The 18,155-nt window shown below is 44.2% G+C and carries 19 protein-coding genes; 12 read left to right on the forward strand and 7 right to left on the reverse strand.

The window, feature by feature from the left end; translation table 11 throughout:
* The first annotated feature begins 79 nt into the window (after positions 1-79).
* On the forward strand, positions 80-1,756 hold the full coding sequence (locus Q9R21_RS04185) for a long-chain-fatty-acid--CoA ligase (RefSeq protein WP_004644897.1): 1,677 nt from the start codon (positions 80-82) through the stop codon (positions 1,754-1,756).
* A 51-nt stretch (positions 1,757-1,807) separates the two neighbouring features.
* On the opposite strand, the gene Q9R21_RS04190 is transcribed toward Q9R21_RS04185, so the two are convergent.
* Complete coding sequence (locus Q9R21_RS04190) at positions 1,808-2,188, reverse strand: hypothetical protein (protein WP_005108436.1); 381 nt, start codon at positions 2,186-2,188, stop codon at positions 1,808-1,810.
* A gap of 100 nt (positions 2,189-2,288) precedes the next feature.
* Here Q9R21_RS04190 and Q9R21_RS04195 point away from each other — a divergent pair, with 100 nt between their 5' ends.
* On the forward strand, positions 2,289-2,687 hold the full coding sequence (locus Q9R21_RS04195) for an MAPEG family protein (protein ID WP_044108964.1): 399 nt from the start codon (positions 2,289-2,291) through the stop codon (positions 2,685-2,687).
* 117 nt (positions 2,688-2,804) lie between these two features.
* Complete coding sequence (gene ppa, locus Q9R21_RS04200; RefSeq protein ID WP_005248436.1) at positions 2,805-3,341, forward strand: inorganic diphosphatase; 537 nt, start codon at positions 2,805-2,807, stop codon at positions 3,339-3,341.
* A 95-nt stretch (positions 3,342-3,436) separates the two neighbouring features.
* On the opposite strand, the gene Q9R21_RS04205 is transcribed toward ppa, so the two are convergent.
* Positions 3,437-4,756, reverse strand: a complete 1,320-nt coding sequence (locus Q9R21_RS04205) for an OprD family outer membrane porin (RefSeq protein ID WP_044108965.1) — start codon at positions 4,754-4,756, stop codon at positions 3,437-3,439.
* 598 nt (positions 4,757-5,354) lie between these two features.
* Here Q9R21_RS04205 and Q9R21_RS04210 point away from each other — a divergent pair.
* Positions 5,355-6,089: a TorF family putative porin gene (locus Q9R21_RS04210; protein ID WP_004732532.1), complete on the forward strand. Its 735-nt coding sequence runs from the start codon at positions 5,355-5,357 to the stop codon at positions 6,087-6,089.
* Between the two features lie 47 nt (positions 6,090-6,136).
* On the opposite strand, the gene Q9R21_RS04215 is transcribed toward Q9R21_RS04210, so the two are convergent.
* Positions 6,137-7,627: a YifB family Mg chelatase-like AAA ATPase gene (locus Q9R21_RS04215; RefSeq protein WP_004732527.1), complete on the reverse strand. Its 1,491-nt coding sequence runs from the start codon at positions 7,625-7,627 to the stop codon at positions 6,137-6,139.
* A 66-nt stretch (positions 7,628-7,693) separates the two neighbouring features.
* Complete coding sequence (locus Q9R21_RS04220) at positions 7,694-7,921, reverse strand: accessory factor UbiK family protein (protein WP_004732524.1); 228 nt, start codon at positions 7,919-7,921, stop codon at positions 7,694-7,696.
* 277 nt (positions 7,922-8,198) lie between these two features.
* Here Q9R21_RS04220 and glnK point away from each other — a divergent pair, with 277 nt between their 5' ends.
* The 7 genes from glnK to Q9R21_RS04255 all read left to right on the forward strand — a co-directional run bounded on the left by glnK (position 8,199) and on the right by Q9R21_RS04255 (position 14,331).
* Positions 8,199-8,537, forward strand: a complete 339-nt coding sequence (glnK, locus tag Q9R21_RS04225; RefSeq protein ID WP_004281042.1) for a P-II family nitrogen regulator — start codon at positions 8,199-8,201, stop codon at positions 8,535-8,537.
* Positions 8,538-8,596: 59 nt separating this feature from the next.
* Positions 8,597-10,009, forward strand: coding sequence for an ammonium transporter (locus Q9R21_RS04230; protein ID WP_311203782.1), 1,413 nt, complete (start codon positions 8,597-8,599; stop codon positions 10,007-10,009).
* Positions 10,010-10,149: 140 nt separating this feature from the next.
* Positions 10,150-10,614: a transcriptional regulator NrdR gene (gene nrdR, locus Q9R21_RS04235; RefSeq protein ID WP_004281044.1), complete on the forward strand. Its 465-nt coding sequence runs from the start codon at positions 10,150-10,152 to the stop codon at positions 10,612-10,614.
* Between the two features lie 2 nt (positions 10,615-10,616).
* Positions 10,617-11,705: a bifunctional diaminohydroxyphosphoribosylaminopyrimidine deaminase/5-amino-6-(5-phosphoribosylamino)uracil reductase RibD gene (gene ribD, locus Q9R21_RS04240; RefSeq protein WP_311203783.1), complete on the forward strand. Its 1,089-nt coding sequence runs from the start codon at positions 10,617-10,619 to the stop codon at positions 11,703-11,705.
* Positions 11,702-12,994, forward strand: a complete 1,293-nt coding sequence (locus tag Q9R21_RS04245; protein ID WP_004281046.1) for a DNA adenine methylase — start codon at positions 11,702-11,704, stop codon at positions 12,992-12,994. The genes ribD and Q9R21_RS04245 overlap by 4 nt, the downstream gene beginning before the upstream one ends.
* Before the next feature lie 22 nt (positions 12,995-13,016).
* The gene (locus tag Q9R21_RS04250) at positions 13,017-13,676 is read left to right on the forward strand and encodes a riboflavin synthase (RefSeq protein WP_311203784.1); all 660 of its coding nucleotides are present in this window, start codon (positions 13,017-13,019) and stop codon (positions 13,674-13,676) included.
* Between the two features lie 109 nt (positions 13,677-13,785).
* Positions 13,786-14,331 (forward strand): VTT domain-containing protein, encoded by a 546-nt coding sequence (locus Q9R21_RS04255; protein ID WP_004281049.1) that lies wholly within the window; start codon positions 13,786-13,788, stop codon positions 14,329-14,331.
* A gap of 61 nt (positions 14,332-14,392) precedes the next feature.
* Here the strand turns inward: Q9R21_RS04255 and Q9R21_RS04260 are convergent, their stop codons facing one another.
* The 3 genes from Q9R21_RS04260 to Q9R21_RS04270 are packed head-to-tail and all read right to left on the reverse strand — an operon-like array spanning position 14,393 to position 16,897.
* Entirely contained in the window at positions 14,393-15,022 is a 630-nt protein-coding gene (locus Q9R21_RS04260) for a hypothetical protein (RefSeq protein ID WP_311203785.1), read from the reverse strand.
* A 26-nt stretch (positions 15,023-15,048) separates the two neighbouring features.
* A complete protein-coding gene (locus tag Q9R21_RS04265) occupies positions 15,049-15,456 on the reverse strand; it encodes a DNA polymerase III subunit chi (protein WP_174894119.1) in 408 nt (135 codons plus the stop codon).
* A complete protein-coding gene (locus tag Q9R21_RS04270) occupies positions 15,449-16,897 on the reverse strand; it encodes a leucyl aminopeptidase (RefSeq protein ID WP_191112166.1) in 1,449 nt (482 codons plus the stop codon). Before Q9R21_RS04270 ends, Q9R21_RS04265 begins: the two co-directional genes overlap by 8 nt.
* Positions 16,898-17,053: 156 nt before the next feature.
* On the opposite strand from Q9R21_RS04270, the gene lptF reads away from it, so the two are divergent.
* Complete coding sequence (gene lptF / locus Q9R21_RS04275) at positions 17,054-18,154, forward strand: LPS export ABC transporter permease LptF (RefSeq protein ID WP_004281053.1); 1,101 nt, start codon at positions 17,054-17,056, stop codon at positions 18,152-18,154.
* The last annotated feature ends 1 nt before the right edge of the window (position 18,155 follow it).

Genomic DNA, 18,155 nt, shown 5'->3' on the forward strand with positions numbered 1-18,155 from the left:
TATACAAGTCTAAAAATGGCGTGTGATATTGAAAAAAACAGTTGAAATACTAAGGATTATGATTGGAGAGATGGCCATTATGGAAAAAATTTGGTTTGCTGAATACCAAAAAACAGGGATTCCAGAAACAGTAGAATTACCAGCAGAAAATACTTCTCTAGTAGATATTTTTGAGCGTAATTTCCAAAAATTCGGCTCGCGTGATGCCTTTATCTTTATGGATAAGGCAATGACTTTCAATGAACTGGAAGAGGCGAGCCGTAAGTTTGCAACTTATCTACAAAGCTTGGGGTTGGCAAAAGGTTCACGTGTGGCAGTGATGATGCCAAACGTTCTTCAGTATCCGGTTGTGGCACTTGGGGTGTTCCGCGCAGGTTTGGTATTGGTCAACGTGAATCCACTCTACACATCGCGTGAACTTGAGCATCAATTGAATGACTCAGGTGCTGAAGTACTGGTGATTATTGAAAACTTTGCTTCTGTTTATCAAGCGATTATTGGTAAAACACCAGTGAAGCATGTCGTGGTCGCTTCTGTCGGTGACATGCTGGGTGCCTTGAAAGGAACGTTGGTAAATTTTGTCTTGCGTTCTGTGCGCAAGCAAATTCCAGCTTGGGATATTCCAGGCCATGTGAGATTTAATGCGGCGTTATCTAAAGTTAATCCAAGTAACTATAAACGCCCTGAATTGACCCTTAGCGATACAGCAGTTCTTCAATACACAGGTGGTACCACAGGCGTATCTAAAGGCGCTGAACTGACACATCGTAACCTGGTTGCGAACATGCTGCAGTGTGACGGCATCTTCCAGAGTAAATTTGGTGCGCAAGATGGTCAGCCAGATGACCGTATTTTCTGTGCTTTGCCGCTTTATCATATCTTTGCATTCATGGTATGCGCACTTTACGGTATGTACAAAGGTCAGGCGAATGTTCTGATTCCAAACCCGCGTGATTTACCTGCGGTGATGAAAGAGCTACGTAAATACCAGCCGACTTTCTTCCCGGCAGTGAACACACTTTTCAATGCGCTGGTAAACAATGAAGAGTTTAAGCAACTTGATCATAGTAAACTGAAAATGGCGATGGGCGGCGGTATGGCGGTACTTCCTTCTACTGCAGCAGCATGGAAGAAAGTTACCGGAACCAATATCGTTGAAGGCTATGGTTTGTCTGAAACTTCTCCGGTGGCAACAGCAAACCCACCTGCGTCTGAAGAATTCAGTGGCACTATTGGTATTCCATTACCATTGACTGAAGTGGCTATTCTGGATGATGAAGGCAATGAAGTTCCACTGGGTGAGCAAGGTGAAATTTCAATCCGTGGTCCTCAGGTCATGAAAGGCTATTGGAACCGTCCGGATGAAACTGAAAAAGTCATGGTGAATGGCTTCTTCCGTACCGGTGATATCGGTGTCATGGATTCACGTGGTTATGTGAAAATTGTAGACCGTAAGAAAGACATGATTCTAGTGTCTGGTTTTAACGTCTACCCATCTGAGATTGAAGAAGTTGTAGCAACTCATCCAAAAGTACTGGAAGTGGCTGCGATTGGTGTGCCTGATGAAAAATCAGGTGAAGTGCCAAAACTGTTTGTCGTGAAAAAAGATCCGTCTTTAACCACAGAAGAAGTTTTAGCATTCGCTAAAGAAAACCTGACCGGTTATAAACGTCCACGTTATGTCGAGTTTATGGATGAATTGCCAAAATCAAACGTAGGTAAAATCCTGCGTAAAGATTTACGTAAAACAGCCTAATACCTATAAGAAAAAAAAAGCGCCGTCAGGCGCTTTTTTGATTTGGACTTTTTATTTTTTCATTAACCAGCGATCAAAATAAGGACGACCTACACCAACTACTCCCAAGAAGATAAACATGGTGCCAAACTGGCGAGTAAATCCGGTTTGATTAAAGCTGCCATAACTTAGAATGTTATCGACCAAGCAATACACCAGAATCGCGACCAGCCAGTGCCAGAGAGGCATACGCTTGATACCGACGAAATAAAAGGCAATCCATAAAATGGCAAAGGTGAAGATTGGTGACCAGATATTCATATTGGCACAAATGACAGCCATCAGAAATGCCACAATCGGTAGGACAATTTTTAATACGCGATCCACTTGACGTTGATGCTGGCGTTGTTTCTCGAGGACATCGAACATTTCATTTTGATCAGGCGCGACCATAGTGAATCCTTAACAAGTAATAAAAAGCACTCTATTTAACAAAATTTATTCACGAAATGCCATGCTATGATAGAGATAAAATTTTCATGAGAAAAAACAGATGCACAGCATTAGTGGGGTTATTTATCTCATTTTGGCCGCTTGTCTTTTGCCTTATGTGTTTACATTGATTGCAAAAAAATCAGCAGGCTTCAGCACTAAAGACAATCAGAATCCACGGGCATTTTTAGAAAAGTCTTCAGGCTTGGCCAGTCGCGCCAATGCTGCCCAGCAGAATAGCTTTGAAAGTTTACCACTCTTTATTGCTGCGATCTTGATGGCAGAGTACATGGTGATATCACAAGATTTGGTCATGATTTTTGGTGTGGCTTATCTGGTTTTTCGTGTGTTGTACGGAATCTGCTATTTGGCCAACTGGGCGACTTTACGCTCTATCGTATGGTTGCTCTCGATGTTATGTCCTGTGACCTTATTGCTGCTGATCATCAAGTTGGTTTAAGTCATCAGGTCTGCGGACATATTTACAGTTCGATATTTTAAAATCCAAAAAAATCTTTAAAAACCGTTATAATTGTCGCGGTTTTTTAAAAGATATAACTTGTTAAAGAGTGATGCTATGAGCTACAGCAATATCCCAGCGGGTAAAGATGCGCCAAACGATATCTATGTGATCATCGAAATTCCTGCAAATGCAGCACCAATCAAATACGAAATCGATAAAGATTCTGATGCGTTATTTGTAGACCGTTTCATGGGTACAGCAATGTTCTACCCAGCAAACTACGGTTATGTACCAAACACACTATCGCTTGATGGTGATCCATTAGACGTACTGGTTGTAACGCCTCATCCAGTAGAGCCAGGTTCTGTGATTCGTTGCCGTCCTGTCGGTAAATTGAACATGGAAGATGACGGTGGTGTTGATGCGAAACTGGTTGCAGTTCCACATGACAAACTGACTCCAATCTACAAAGATGTTCAGGAATATACTGATCTTCCTCCATTGTTGATTAGCCAGATCGAACATTTCTTCCAGCACTACAAAGATTTAGAGCCAGGAAAATGGGTCAAGCTCAGTGGTTGGGAAAGTGCTGATGTTGCGAAACAAGAAGTACTGGATTCAATTGCAGCTTATGCAGAAGCAAACAAATAATTGCTTTCTGTGGTCTAGGCTTTAAAATTTTAAAGCCTGAAATAAAAAAACCTGCACAATGTGCAGGTTTTTTTATGGCTTGAAATTCGTGTGAATTAGAATAATTTTACAGGAATGTCTAACCAGATACGCCATTCATTAGTGTCACCAATGTAGTTAGATTGATAATCATCACTTGCACGGTAGTAAGAATGACGAAGACGTAAGCTTGCATCTTTCGCAAAACCAGACTGAACAGTATATTTCACTTGGTTAAAGAATTCGCGCTCATGCTCATTATCACTGATCATAGTACCTGCATTGTTAGTAGCTTTAATATCCCAACCATAAACAAAAGCAGATGTCCAAGATAATCCAGGAACATTTACAGCACCAAAGTCAAATGTATATTGAAGTTGCGCTGATTTTTCGTCATTACCAATAAAGTCAGACAGGTATGAATTCGGCATATAAATCGATTGTTTACCATCACCTACGCCTGTACCCAAACCATAGTCATAGCCAGTGTTACCAAAATTTTGCTGGTAAGCAAGCATGACATTATGTGGACCATGATTATAAGTTGTAGATAAAGCTAAAATAGTATTATCGAATGAATCATCTGGTGAGCCGATTTGAGAATAAAGATATGGATTTGCTTCTTTATCCCATTTTGTATGGTAACCACTGAAATCATGAGTTAATGTGCTTTTATCTGCCAATGCATAGCTATAGTTGGCATTAACATAGTGGCGGTCTAAGCGGTCTTTAATGTCTGTACCATAATAAGAAGCATTAACTGCATCATTAAATTTATATTTCGCGCCCCAAACCACTGCACGATCCAGCTTTGCACCATCGGAATTGATTTGGTTGGAAAGCTGATTTTCTGTGAATTTACCAGCAATCAGGTTTAAGTTTTCAATTTCGTTACTTTGAACCAATACGCCAGTATAGTATTCAGGCACTAAACGCGCAGTATTGCTTGCAAGTACAGGTAAGTCTAAAACCTGAGTACCGTAAGTCGCAGTCGTATTTGATACACGAGCTTTCACATATGCACCGCCACGAGCCCAGTGGTCATAAGCATCTTTAGTACCATCAGCATTATTTTGAGGGTGGACTGGGATCATATCATTGCCAGTATGACCATTTTCACCCAATTTAAATGAAGCATCACCAATAATACCAGCACCAAAGCCTACAGTACCTTGAGTAAAGCCAGAGTCTAGTTTAACAATCGCAGTTTGTGCAAATGAGCTCGTATCTGGTACGTTATTTTTCTTGTCACGGTGCAAATAGCCGGTACGGAAAAGTACAGAACCTTCAGCATCTTCTACAAAACCTTTAGACTCGCTTTGCTCGCTAGCGAAAGCGGTAGAAACCAAAGCAGCCTGAATCAAAACTGCTAATGTTAATTTTTTTGAATTTTGCATTGGGAAGAGAGCCTTATACAAATTGATCGGAATTTTTTAGGAATTGTATAAGAATTGCTGAAAAAATGTCATTTTTTATTGGATATATTCCACTAAAGTTTAGATTTTTTTAACTCAAATTAAACAATAGCAAGGATTTGAGGTGATTAATTTCTAACCTATCGGTAAAAAGTGAGTAAAAACATAATTTTATTGGAAATTATAAATGATATTTCTAAAGTGGTGAAATGAATGTGATCAGCTTATTTATTTTGAAACGGGAGAAAAATATGATCAAAAATTACGCACTATTTTTTAGCACAAATTTTAATCATTACAAAAATGGAATCAAAATGGGGCAAATTGTAAATGATTATGTATAAGTATTAAAAAAGTGATGAAATAGCCTTAAATACATTTATTTAAAAGAAAGCCTAGATAATTCAGTTTTTTATAATTCAAATTTTAAATTAAAAACAATAACTTAAATTTTATTTATATTTTTAGATTTATTATTTTGGTTCCTTTTATCCAGATTGGCATAGCTCTTGCAAATTTTGAGCTTGAGTTTAATCAATGATCATAAAAACGTCTCAGACGATCTGGGGGGAGCCACACAATGAAATTAACATTAAAAGTATTATCTCTTGCTTTATTGGGCGCTGTATCTTCTTTTACTTTTGCTGAAGAACCTGTTGCTGAACATACGGTATCTGGAAATATCAGCGTACTTTCGAGCTATAACTTGCGTGGTATTACTAACATTCCTGAAAATAGCGGCGCTACCTTACAAGGTGGACTTGATTATAACCATGCGTCTGGCTTCTATGCAGGTTGGTGGGGATCTACGCTAGATTACCCTTTGTCTGAAGAAGGACGTGATGCTTTCGAAAATAACTTCTATGCTGGCTATAGCCATGCAGTCAATGATGACTTAGGTTTAACGATCGGTACGACCTACTATTATTATTATGAATCTGATGTCAATTCTGATGGATTTGAGCTGTTACTGGGTATGAGCTATAAAGATTTGGGCGTTACAGCACAAACTCTTCTTGAAGATACTACTTGGGGCAATGCAGGTGATACCTATTTAAAAGCTACTTATAGCTATGCTTTACCACAAGATTTCAGCTTGGATACAGCTTTAGGCTTATACGCTTATGAAAAATCAGGTGACTTTATTGAAGGAACTACAGAAAGTTTTGGTTTCCGTCATTTTGACATCGGTTTAAGCAAGCCACTTGGTGACACAGGTGTAACTGCAAGCATGAATTATATCTTGGGTGGTTATGATCGTTTTGATGAAAAACAAAAGAATAAAGTCGTATTTGGACTGGGTTATAGCTTCTAATCCTCTTTAGATAAAAAGGCGACCTTAGGTCGCCTTTTTTTAATGATCTAAATCTGCTGCTGCCCGCGATAAGACAGGGCCTCCGAAAGATGCTGACTTTGAATATCTGGACTTTGATTTAAATCGGCAATGGTGCGTGCAACACGCAAGACCCGATGATAGCCGCGCGCTGATAAATTCAGTTTTTGCTGAGCCATTTCAAGCATATTCTGAGCAGACTGATCTAATGCGGCATATTGCTCTAACTGCTTTGGACTCAAACTCATATTCAAGGTATTTTGCCGTTGCATCTGAATTTCATAGGCTGCAATGACGCGTTGTCTAACCGTTTCTGAGTTTTCTGTAGGTCGATTGTCCTGTAATTCATGCGCTTGTAATGGCGGTACATCAATATGCAAATCAATCCGATCCAGCAACGGGCCTGAAATCCGGTTCTGATAGCGTTTAATACTTTCGGGTGAACATTGGCAGCGGATATCTTGATTGAATGCATACCCACATGGACATGGATTCATGGCAGCCACCAACTGGAAATTAGCCGGAAAGGTAATTTGGCGTGATGCCCGGGAAATGACGATTTCCTTGGCTTCCAAAGGCTGACGTAGAACCTCCAGCACTTTGCGGTCGAATTCAGGCAGTTCGTCCAGAAATAAAACCCCTAAATGTGCCAGGGTAATTTCTCCTGGCTTGGGGTGTGAGCCGCCACCGACCAATGCCACCGCAGAAGCAGTATGGTGTGGTGCTCGAAACGGCCGTTGTCCAAAAGGGTGATTGGCATTCGCCACCGAATAAATACTGGCCACTTCCAGATTTTCCTGCGTCTTTAAGGGCGGCAAAATACTGGCCAATCGAGAAGCCAGCAAGGTCTTGCCTGTTCCGGGTGGGCCTCGAAACAGCAGGGAATGACCACCTGCCGCAGCAATTTCCAAGCCACGCCGTGGTCGTAATTGTCCTTTTACATCCGCCAGATCAAACTTATAAAAATGGTCTGTATTGAGTGGACTGGCTTCTATTTGCGGTAAGCGCTGCGCTTGGGAAAGATGTTCACACACTTCTTTTAAATGATTGGCTGCAAAGACTTTAAAGTCTGGGAGCTGACAGGCTTCCTGTGCATTGGGGCCAGGCAAAATCAGTTGATGCTGATCACTTTGACAGGCAATGGCAATACTTAAGGTGCCGCTGACAGGACGTAATTGACCATCGAGGGCCAATTCTCCAATAAATTCAAGATGCTCGGTGCAATTTTCAGGCAGCTGCCCAGAGGCCACTAAAATACCTAAAGCAATCGGTAAGTCCAGACGTGAGCCATCTTTTGGCAGATCTGCAGGGGCCAGATTAATGGTCAGACGTTTGGTTGGAAATTGAAAGCCGCTATTCAAAATGGCAGAACGGACCCGGTCTTTACTTTCACGTACCGCCGCTTCGGGAAGCCCCACTATAGTGAGCGAAGGCATACCCGAACTGACATGAACTTCGACTTCAATTAAAGGCGCATGCAGGCCCAGCAAGCCTCGTGTATAAATTTTGGCAAAAGACATTATTATTGTTCCAATTTGGTGCGTTATTTTTATAGTTCTGGTGTCTTTTATGCACTGTAGTTGTGCTTATTTTTTGTTCGAAATTCTCTCTTCTAATGCTTCCACCTGTTTCAGTAAATCATTCAGGCGATGATTGGCATTATTTAGGGCAGTACGCTGACGTTCTATTTCTTCTTTAGACACCAAATCCATTTTCGCCACAGCTTCATTTAACAAGGCACGGATATTATGTTCCAAATCTTTCTTAGGTTGTTCGACTTGCTGCAAAATTGCTTGTAATAAAGTTTCAATCATTGTCTGATCCATCGCCGTAGAAAGGAACCGACAGTTTAGCATTGCTAAAATGCAGACTATAGTATTTCAGACAAAATATAGACTTATTCGATTAAAGATATTGTAAAAATCCACATAAAAAATGTCTATTTTTTGAAGATTCAAAGCCTTTATCCGTATAAAATAAGGTATAAATAAACCACATGCCGGGCTTTCTAATTTCCCCCGACCTTAGGAATCTTGGCATGAAATTTGAACGTAAAACCTTACTGGTGAAATAAGCCGAAGGAAAACAAACATGAAGCTCGTAACTGCAATTGTAAAACCTTTTAAATTAGACGATGTTCGCGAAGCATTGTCTGAAATTGGTGTTCAAGGCATCACTGTAACTGAAGTGAAAGGCTTTGGTCGTCAAAAAGGCCACACTGAACTCTATCGTGGTGCTGAATACGTTGTAGATTTCTTGCCGAAAGTCAAAATTGAAATCGCGATTAGCGATGAAATGGTAGACGCGGTGATTGAATCTATTACTCGTGTGGCGAGCACTGGAAAAATCGGTGACGGAAAAATTTTCGTGACCAACTTAGAACAAGTCATCCGTATTCGTACAGGTGAAACAGGTGCAGACGCTGTCTAACTTGGCACGAAGTTTGCTGAGTACCTAATAACTCACAAAAACTTGGTTGGGGGATACGAATGAAAAAAATGCTACTCGCGTTCGGCATGGCCGGCGCTCTTTTTGGTGGTTCTGTTGCATGGGCTGAAGAAGCTGCAACAGCAACAGCACCGACAGAAGAAATTGTGCTTGTTGAAGAAGCAGGCGATACAACAAATACAACAACAGACACGATAGCAGCAATTGCTGAAGCAGCGCCAGTTGAAGCTGCAGCGCCTGCAGAAGAAGAACCAACGCTAGATACCGGCGATACCGCCTGGGTTTTAACCTCTACCGCTCTAGTTTTACTCATGACCATTCCTGGCTTGGCGCTATTTTATGGCGGTATGGTCCGCAAGAAAAACGTTCTGGCGACGATGGCACATAGCTTTATTGCTGCGGCGGTGGTCAGTATTGCTTGGGTGATTATTGGTTATACCCTAGCTTTCGGTGAAGGCAATGCCTTTATAGGCGGTCTGGACAAGTTCATGCTGGCCGGTATTACCACAGAGGCGCTTTCAGGCACGATTCCTGAAATCCTGTTTGTGATTTTCCAAATGACTTTTGCCATCATTACGGTTGCCATCATCAGCGGTTCGATTGCAGAGCGTATGAAATTTGGTGCTTTCGTTGCTTTTATCGCACTTTGGGTGGTGATTGTTTATGCACCAATTACCCACTGGGTATGGGGTGGTGGCTGGTTAGGTAACGACGGCGCGCTTGATTTTGCCGGTGGTACGGTTGTACATATCAACTCGGGTGTTGCCGGTCTGGTAGCGGCATATATGCTGGGCAAACGTATGGGTTTGGGTCGTGAATCTATGGCACCACATAACCTGACCCTTACTGTAATTGGTGCATCTTTACTCTGGGTAGGCTGGTTCGGTTTCAACGGTGGTTCTGCATTAGGTGCCAACGGTTCTGCAGGCTATGCTTTGATCGTGACTCAAGTCGCTGCAGCGGCAGCAGCTATCTCTTGGTTAATCACTGAAAAACTGGCACGTGGTAAAGCTTCTGTACTGGGCGGCGTATCGGGTGCAGTTGCTGGTCTGGTGGTCATTACTCCAGCTGCAGGTTTTGTGACTGTAGGCGGTGCATTGGCGATGGGTCTGATCGGTGGTGTGGTGTGTTTCTGGGGGATTACAGCACTGAAACGCGTATTGAAAGCCGATGATTCTTTAGATGCTTTTGGCTTGCATGGTGTAGGTGGTATTGTCGGTGCGATTTTAACCGCGTTCTTTGCCAGCGAATTCATCATGGGTGACAATGCCCCTGCCAATGTCATGCATCAGCTTTGGGTGCAAGTGGAAGGTGTACTGGCGACAATTGCTTACTCTGCGATCATGACCTTCATTATCCTGAAAGTCATCGACTTGATCATTGGAATCCGTGTGGCATCTGATGATGAGCGTATGGGTCTGGATTTAAGCCAACATGGCGAACGTGTCGAATAATAATAAATACACCATAATCAATATATAGTGTAAAACAGCCCGAATGGGCTGTTTTTTTTCTATATGTTGCGTAAAACTCTACAAAGTTTGTAATTTTTGCTACACTCGGAATCCATCTGGATTTGTTCAATTAAACCGCTATGCATTGCCCATTTTGCAATACTGCAGACAGTAAAGTGATTGATTCACGCCTGGCAGCTGAAGGCTGTCAGATTCGTCGTCGCCGTGAATGTGTCAGTTGTAATGAACGCTTCACTACCTTTGAAAGCTATGAAGTGGTGATGCCGCGCGTCATCAAGTCGGATGGCAAAAATGAACCTTTCGATGAAGCCAAACTACGTCGTTCCCTGATGCATGCCTTGCAAAAACGCCCGGTGACCCAGGAGCAGATTGAAACAGTGCTGAGCGATATTCAGCTACAGATTCGCCGTCTGGGTGAGCGTGATGTGAAATCACGTACCATCGGTGAAATCGTGATGCAGTCTTTATTTGCTCTGGATCATGTTGCCTATGTGCGTTTTGCTTCGGTCTATCAGGATTTTCAGGATGTCGAAGCTTTTCGTCATCAGATTGAACAGATGCAACAACGAGAATTACAAGAATAAGCATGGCTGAACTGAATCAAGATCAAATCTGGATGCGCCGGGCCATTGAATTGGCACGTCAGGGGCAATATTCCACCAAACCGAATCCGAATGTCGGCTGTGTCATTGTTAAAGATGGCATCGTGATTGGTGAAGGCTTTCATCCCCAAGCCGGCCAGCCACATGCTGAAGTCTTTGCGCTGCGTCAGGCCGGTGAACAGGCACGTGGTGCAACCGCTTATGTGACTCTAGAACCTTGTGCGCATTATGGCCGGACACCGCCTTGTGCCAAAGGTCTGGTGGAAGCAGGTGTGGCTAAAGTTGTCGTGGCCTGTCCTGATCCCAATCCGCTAGTGGCCGGAAAGGGCGTACAGATCCTGAAAGATGCGGGCATTGAGGTAGACGTTGGCATCTGTGAAGATGAAGCGCATGAGCTGAATCAAGGTTTCCTGAAAGCCATGGCGACTGGCATGCCTTATGTGCGTTTAAAAATTGCCTCAAGCCTGGATGGCCGTACCGCAATGGCATCGGGTGAATCAAAATGGATTACCGGTGTAGCAGCACGTCAGGATGTACAGCACTGGCGTGCGATTTCAGGCGCAGTGATTACCGGGATTGATACGGTTCTTGCGGATGACTGTGAACTGAATGTGCGTCAACTGGATGGCCTTGAAGATATCAAGACTGTGGTGCAACCGAAACGGATTATTCTGGACCGTCAGGGGCGTTTACCACTCAACGCAAAAATTTTAGTGCAACCTGAAACAGTGATGGTCATGGGGCCATTTCGTCAAGAGCTTGCAGACCTGGGTGTGCTACACTTGCCGGTACAGCCTTTAGCAGAATTATTAAAGCAACTGGTTCAGCAGCATCAGATTTATGATGTCCTGGTGGAAGCAGGGGCGACCTTATCTACGGCATTTTTACAACAAAAATTGGTTGATGAACTGATCAGTTACGTTGCACCGACCCTATTGGGTCAGTCTGCGCGTACCATGTTTAATGCAGAATTTAGCCATATGGCCGAACAACTCCGATTTAAGCTGCGCGATGTAACTCGCTTAGGTGATGACGTGCGCTTCAGGCTAATTTCTTTTCAAGAGACACTATGAGTTCAGAGTCTACGGTTTATCATAAACGTCGCCATGCGGCACGTACCACCGATGAATATCTTTTCCATCAGCTGGTTCCTTATCTAGGTAACAAACGCCGTTTACTGCATTTAATTCTGGAAGCGTTGGAAAGTACAGGAACCCTGAAACGTAGCGATGGTCGTGCGCCGATCTTTGCTGATTTTTTTGCCGGTTCAGGTGTGGTTTCACGTTTGGCCCGTCAGAATGGCTATCGCGTGATTGCCAATGACTGGGAGCCGTATAGCCATGCGCTGAATCATGCAGTACTGGCCTGTACGGAAGCGCCAGCATTTAAAGAGCTGGGTGGTTATCAGAAAGCGATTGATTATCTAAACCGTCTGCCGGAAGTGAAGGGCTGGGTGACGCATAACCTGTGTCCGCGCAATGATGAAATTTATGATCCGGCCCGTGACCGTTTGTTCTTTAAACGTCGTAACGGCATGCGTATTGATGCCATCCGTCAGCAGATTGCCGCCTGGCAGGCACAAGGTGCAATTGATGATGTGGAAATGTCTGCCTTGCTGGCCCCTTTGCTTTATTCCGCCAGTTTTGTCAGCAATACTTCAGGCGTTTTCAAAAGCTTTCATCATGGCTGGGGCGGGAAAACCCAAACTGCGCTGGAACGGATTGAATCATTGCTGTGGCTGACTCCAAGCCGTTTTTGCGAGTCGGATCAGAAAAAGGGAATGGCCGCAGAAATGTGGTGTGTCGATGCCCAGCATCTGGCCAACCAGATGAGCGGCTTTGAAGTAGATGTAGCTTATCTGGATCCACCGTATAATCAGCATGCTTATAGCAGTAATTATCATGTGCTGAATGCGCTGACCTTATGGGATCAGGCCGATTTACCGACTCCGGATACCAAGGGCTTTAAGAGCGGGATTGACCGGGCATGGCGCAAAGAGCGTCCGAGTCAGTACAATTCCTCTAAATATGCCAAAGAAGCTTACGAGAGCCTGTTGGCCACCATCAATGCACGTTTCATTCTGACCAGTTATTCAACTGACGGTAATATCAGCGCTACCGATTTGTTACAGGCCAATCTGAAACGTGGCCGGGTGACCTTGCTAACCCAGGATGTGCCACGTTATCGTGTCAGCAAACAGCGCCAGTCTGAACGTGCCCGCGTGCTGGAATTTATTGTGATTACCGATACCCACGCCAAGTCAGGTCCACCGATCCGTCAATTACTCAGCCAGCTGCATCATTATGCAGAATTGGGCGGTGTGGATACGACCGGCGTTAGTACCCAGTTGGCCCTCTGGTAAAAGAATTGAAAAGGAAATAAAAATGTTTACAGGTATTATCGAAAGCCTCGGCAAAGTCGAAAGTCTGCAAAGCGTTGGTGGTGATGTACGTTTACGCATCCAGACCGATCTGGACATGTCTGATGTACATCTGGGTGATTCTATCGCGACCAATGGTATCTGCCTGACCGTGATCGACTGGGGCGAGAACTGGTATGCGGCTGATGTTTCCCGTGAAAGTCTGAACCGGACCACGCTCAGCACCTGGAAAGCCGGTCAACCTGTCAATGTTGAAAAAGCCATGTTGCCGACTACGCGTTTTGGCGGTCATATTGTGTCAGGTCATGTCGATGCAGTCGGCGAGATCACCCTGGTACGTGAAGATGCACGTTCAATTTATTATGAAGTCACTGCACCTGCTGAAATTGCCAAATATCTGGCAGAAAAAGGCTCGGTTACAGTTGATGGTATTAGCCTGACCATTAATCATTTACGTGGCAGTGTGATCAGTCTGAACCTGATTCCGCATACGGCTGAACGGACCAATATCGGTACCTGGAAAGTTGGCAGCAAGGTCAATCTGGAGGTTGATGTGCTGGCACGTTATATCGAGCGTTTATTGCTCGGTGATAAAGCCGCCGAAACCACTGAACAATCGAAAATCAGCATGGATTTTCTGGCTGAAAATGGTTTCTTAAAATAAGAGAAATGTTGATTTACTGAACAGTCTGATTGAAAAATTAGACTGTTTTTTTATTTTTCGGGATAATCAGCAGTTCAACTTGCAAATATTGCCTGGGTGGACGGGTCGAATGCTCGATTTTTTACTTAACTTGGAACAGTCATTGCCGCTATTGCTCGATCAATATGGGGTATGGATTTATGCAATCCTGTTTCTGGTGATTTTTGCAGAAACCGGTTCGGTGTTTTTCTTTTTCCTGCCCGGCGACAGTCTATTGCTGGCTGTGGGAGCTTTGTGCGCCAGCAGCGATCTGGTGACCCTGCATTCGATGGGGCTGTTGTTATTCACTGCTTCGGTGCTGGGCTATAGCGTGAATTATTACACCGGAAAAGTTCTTGGCTTAAAATATTTCAATCAACATTCACGCTATTTTAAGCCGGAATATATGGTGAAAACCAACCACTATTTTATGAAACATGGCGGTAAAACTATTTTAATCGCACGTTTTATTCCCTTTGTCCGCTCATTTGGCCCTTTTGCTGCCGGTTCAGCGCATATGAGCTTTGCCACATTCAGCTTTTATAATATTGCGGGTGGCATCCTCTGGATTGGCACTTTATTAAGCATTGGCTATCTGCTCGGAAATGCTGCCTTTATGCTGGCAGATTTTTTGTAAGATGCGACATAGAAGATAAAAAAGCCCAAATTTTCGGGCTTTTTTAATGTGAAAGGCTCATTTAAATATTGCGTGGCTGATCAGAAAATTCAGAATTTTTCAGCATATACTCGATTTCTTCTTTGGCCGCCGCACGCATTTTTTCACGCAGTGCATTGACGGTCTGTTCAATCACGGTTTCTGCCTCAAGTTCCAGACGTAAACGTACACTTTCTAATTCGGATAAAATGCTCTGGTCCTCAATCTGGATGCGACCTCTGGCAAAATCAAAAGTCGTCTCAGGATTTTTTGCATAACGTGCGACATAGTGCTGCACTTCAGCCTCTAGATGCGTATTTATTTCAGCGAGCGCCTGACTCTGTTCGCTAAATTTGCGCTGTTCCTCATGACGTAGCTGTTCTTGATAGACCTGTTCTTCGGCACGTTTCTCGGCCAAGGCCTTTTCAAGCGCAAGCTGTTTGCGAATACGGGCTTCTTCAATCAATTCGGCCTTGCGCTGCGCATACGCGGCTTCGATCTTGCGTTCAGATTCCTGTTGCAAGCGCTGGTCGCGACTCTGCCATTCTTCCAAAGACGTTTCTGGCTTTAAAATATCGCAGATCCGAGAGAGGTCATCGATAAAGGTCTGACGTACAGCTTCCGGCACATTTAACCAGCGCTGTTTAAAATCGGGACCTACATTTAATGCCACGTGCCTCTCCTTGTGGATGATATCGGTTAAAGCTTATGGGTGTCCGGTTCAATACCTAAACGACGATATTGCTTGAATTTTTCACGACCCAGCTGTTTAGCCGTTTCATGGTTTTCAATGATCTCAATAATGTGACTAAATTTTGCGTAAGGTTCAAGTGCTTCCGGATTAAAATTGAAAATAATCCAGTCGGACTGTTCCGGTAGTGTCGCCGAAATACAGACCGTGGCCTGAGGCTGGTCAATACCATGTGGAATAAAACTGACTGGATCAAAACTCCACAAACATTCATCTAGCTGCTGTTGCAAATCTGTATCGGCACACAGTAACCAGATCCGCGCCGGCTGACGCAGAATCTTACGACATAAACGACAAGTGCTGTCCACTTGTCGTTCAGGGCTTTTTTCAAATAAATAAAAGCTGACTTTAGCCATTGCTTTGAACGCGATTCGCCAGGAATTGCATTAATAATGGGACTGGACGGCCCGTTGCGCCTTTATTGGTACCTGAGTTCCACGCTGTGCCTGCAACATCGAGATGTGCCCAGCGATATTCACGGGTAAAACGTTGCAGGAAGCAGGCTGCAGTCACAGAACCGGCTTTTGGACCACCGATATTGCCAATGTCGGCAAATGGTGAATCCAGTTGTTCCTGATAGTCTTCCAGTACCGGCATACGCCATACCCGGTCAAAGGAATGCTGGCCGGCAGCTTCTAGTTCTGCTGCCAGTTTATCATCTGGCGTGAACAGACCCGTTAGTACTGAACCCAAAGCGACCACACAGGCACCGGTTAAGGTCGCAATATCAATCACCAAAGCAGGATTAAAACGTTTTACATAGGTCAAGGTATCACATAGGACCAAACGACCTTCGGCATCGGTATTCAGGATTTCAACCGTCTGACCGCTCATGGTCGTTACGATATCACCAGGACGGGTGGCTTTACCTGAAGGCATGTTTTCTGCTGCAGCGATGGTTCCCACCACATGTAGAGGTAAGCGGGCTTCGCACAATGCACGCATTGTACCGAGTACAGAAGCTGCACCGCACATGTCGTATTTCATCTCGTCCATGCCTGCGCCTGGTTTAAGGGAAATACCGCCGGTATCAAACGTAATGCCTTTACCCACCAAGACTACCGGTGCTTCGCTACGCTCTGACTGATATTCCATGCTGATAATCCGACCAGGACGCTCTGAACCTTTACTTACCGCAAGGAAGGCGCCCATGCCTAAATCTGCCATTTGCTGTTCATCCAGCACTGTGACTTTAAGTAGGTCTGGATATTCAGCCGCCAAAGCCACCGCCTGTTCTGCAAGATATTCAGGGAAACAGATATTGCCCGGACGGTTGCCCAGGTCACGTGCCAGATTTTGTCCGCTTTGCACTGCTTGTACCAGTTGCAACTGTTCGGTAGTTAAGACGCTATGAGTGGCAATCAGGTCGATCTGCTCGAGCACAAATTCATTCTTCTTGGATTTATATTCATCATAACCATAGCTGGCCTGAGTCAGGAAGAGCGCAAACAGATAATGGAATTCTTGTGGAAGTTGTGTCAGATCTACAGAAATCTGTTTGAATTTTTTTTGAGTGACTTGAATAATAGTTTGCGCGATTTTTGCAAGTTTTGCCGGTTGCAGTTCAGCGACCTTGCCTAAACCAATTAGTGCTGCATGGCTGGACTGGCTCACCTGACCAATCAGGCTCAGGCTTTCCGCCAACGCTGCCTTGAATTGAGAGGCTTCAATTAATGTGTCTAAATTATTGATTTGATAGGTTGCGGTTGTATTCTGAAGTTGTTCTGAGTCAACTAAAATCAACAAAGATTGACTTGATCCATTCTCTGGGAATGACGTATTAATTGTAAGTTTCATATTCTGTTTTCACGCCTGTCTAGATGGGTAAATCATTCAGTCATTGAAACATTTATCCGAATAGATTTTCAATGGGCAGGGCGGCCTAGGTTTTATATTTTTGCTATTCGGGTAAACTAGCACTCGTTTTATGGACCTTATTTTGGAAGAATTAATTTGATTATTCGGCGTTATCTGGTCAAGCAAGTTGTCTCGACATCCTTGGTGGTGATTGCCTTATTGACCTTGATCATGATGGGCGGTCGACTGATCAAGTATTTTGGTGTCGCGGCGCAAGGCCGTCTGGATGCAGGCATTTTATTTAGCATTATTGGCTACCGTTTGCCTGAATTCTTGACCCTGATTCTTCCGCTCGGTTTCTTTATTGGACTGATGCTGGTGTTTGGCCGTTTATATGTCGACCATGAAATGGCCGTGATGAATGGCAGTGGCGTCAGTCGGCATCAATTGGCGCGTCTACTGGTGCCGATGACCCTGGTGTTTTTGATTGCTCAGGCCGGATTGATGCTGTGGGCTGCGCCGTGGGGCATTCGCCAGTTTGAAGCCCTGACCACCAGTCAGGCGGTACGTACCGGCTTTGACCTGGTGCGACCGAAAGAATTTATCTCCTCTGGGCCCTATACCATTTATGCCGGTGACCTGTCAGAAGACCGTAAAAATTTAAAAGATATTTTCTTTTATCAGCGTGCGGAAAAAGAAGGCAAACCGGATGTGATGATTCTGGCGCAGGAAGCCACCCGAATTGAAGTACCGAATGATGCTGCCAATGTGGTCGATCTGGTTAATGGACGCCGTTATGAGATCTATCCGGGTACACCGCAATATACTCAAGCTGAATTTGAAAGCTATCGTCTGCGCTTAGAAAGCGATGAAGAAGCGCAATTTGCCAGTACTGAAGTTGAGGCCTTACCGACCTCGCAATTGTGGCAGAACCGTCAGGATCCTGTGGTGGCCAGTGAGTTGGGCTGGCGGGTGTTTGTTCCTTTTGCGATTCTGATTGCCCTGATTCTGGCTGTGGCCTTGTCTGAAGTGAGTCCACGACAGGGTCGATATCTCAAGTTATTTCCTGCCCTCATGATTTTTGCCAGTCTGATTGTGGCCCTGATGGCAGTGAAGACGCGGATCAGTAAAGAAGAAATGGGCATTTGGGCCTATCCATTGATTCTGATTGCCTATGCAATTGCGGGTGCCTTGTTCTCGCGTAAACAGAAATTAGGCCCGAAAATCAAGAAACAGATTCAGCGAGTGAGGTCTTAAC

It is taken from the genome of Acinetobacter sp. RG5 (assembly GCF_031844265.1).
Taxonomy (GTDB): Bacteria; Pseudomonadota; Gammaproteobacteria; order Pseudomonadales; family Moraxellaceae; genus Acinetobacter.

Bases quoted from the DNA above. Each gene is read 5' to 3' on its own strand.
- Q9R21_RS04185 (WP_004644897.1), top strand. From the start codon at position 80: ATGGAAAAAATTTGGTTTGCTGAATACCAAAAAACAGGGATTCCAGAA.
- Q9R21_RS04190 (WP_005108436.1), bottom strand. From the start codon at position 2,188: ATGGTCGCGCCTGATCAAAATGAAATGTTCGATGTCCTCGAGAAACAA.
- Q9R21_RS04195 (WP_044108964.1), top strand. From the start codon at position 2,289: ATGCACAGCATTAGTGGGGTTATTTATCTCATTTTGGCCGCTTGTCTT.
- ppa (WP_005248436.1), top strand. From the start codon at position 2,805: ATGAGCTACAGCAATATCCCAGCGGGTAAAGATGCGCCAAACGATATC.
- Q9R21_RS04205 (WP_044108965.1), bottom strand. From the start codon at position 4,756: ATGCAAAATTCAAAAAAATTAACATTAGCAGTTTTGATTCAGGCTGCT.
- Q9R21_RS04210 (WP_004732532.1), top strand. From the start codon at position 5,355: ATGAAATTAACATTAAAAGTATTATCTCTTGCTTTATTGGGCGCTGTA.
- Q9R21_RS04215 (WP_004732527.1), bottom strand. From the start codon at position 7,627: ATGTCTTTTGCCAAAATTTATACACGAGGCTTGCTGGGCCTGCATGCG.
- Q9R21_RS04220 (WP_004732524.1), bottom strand. From the start codon at position 7,921: ATGATTGAAACTTTATTACAAGCAATTTTGCAGCAAGTCGAACAACCT.
- glnK (WP_004281042.1), top strand. From the start codon at position 8,199: ATGAAGCTCGTAACTGCAATTGTAAAACCTTTTAAATTAGACGATGTT.
- Q9R21_RS04230 (WP_311203782.1), top strand. From the start codon at position 8,597: ATGAAAAAAATGCTACTCGCGTTCGGCATGGCCGGCGCTCTTTTTGGT.
- nrdR (WP_004281044.1), top strand. From the start codon at position 10,150: ATGCATTGCCCATTTTGCAATACTGCAGACAGTAAAGTGATTGATTCA.
- ribD (WP_311203783.1), top strand. From the start codon at position 10,617: ATGGCTGAACTGAATCAAGATCAAATCTGGATGCGCCGGGCCATTGAA.
- Q9R21_RS04245 (WP_004281046.1), top strand. From the start codon at position 11,702: ATGAGTTCAGAGTCTACGGTTTATCATAAACGTCGCCATGCGGCACGT.
- Q9R21_RS04250 (WP_311203784.1), top strand. From the start codon at position 13,017: ATGTTTACAGGTATTATCGAAAGCCTCGGCAAAGTCGAAAGTCTGCAA.
- Q9R21_RS04255 (WP_004281049.1), top strand. From the start codon at position 13,786: ATGCTCGATTTTTTACTTAACTTGGAACAGTCATTGCCGCTATTGCTC.
- Q9R21_RS04265 (WP_174894119.1), bottom strand. From the start codon at position 15,456: ATGGCTAAAGTCAGCTTTTATTTATTTGAAAAAAGCCCTGAACGACAA.
- Q9R21_RS04270 (WP_191112166.1), bottom strand. From the start codon at position 16,897: ATGAAACTTACAATTAATACGTCATTCCCAGAGAATGGATCAAGTCAA.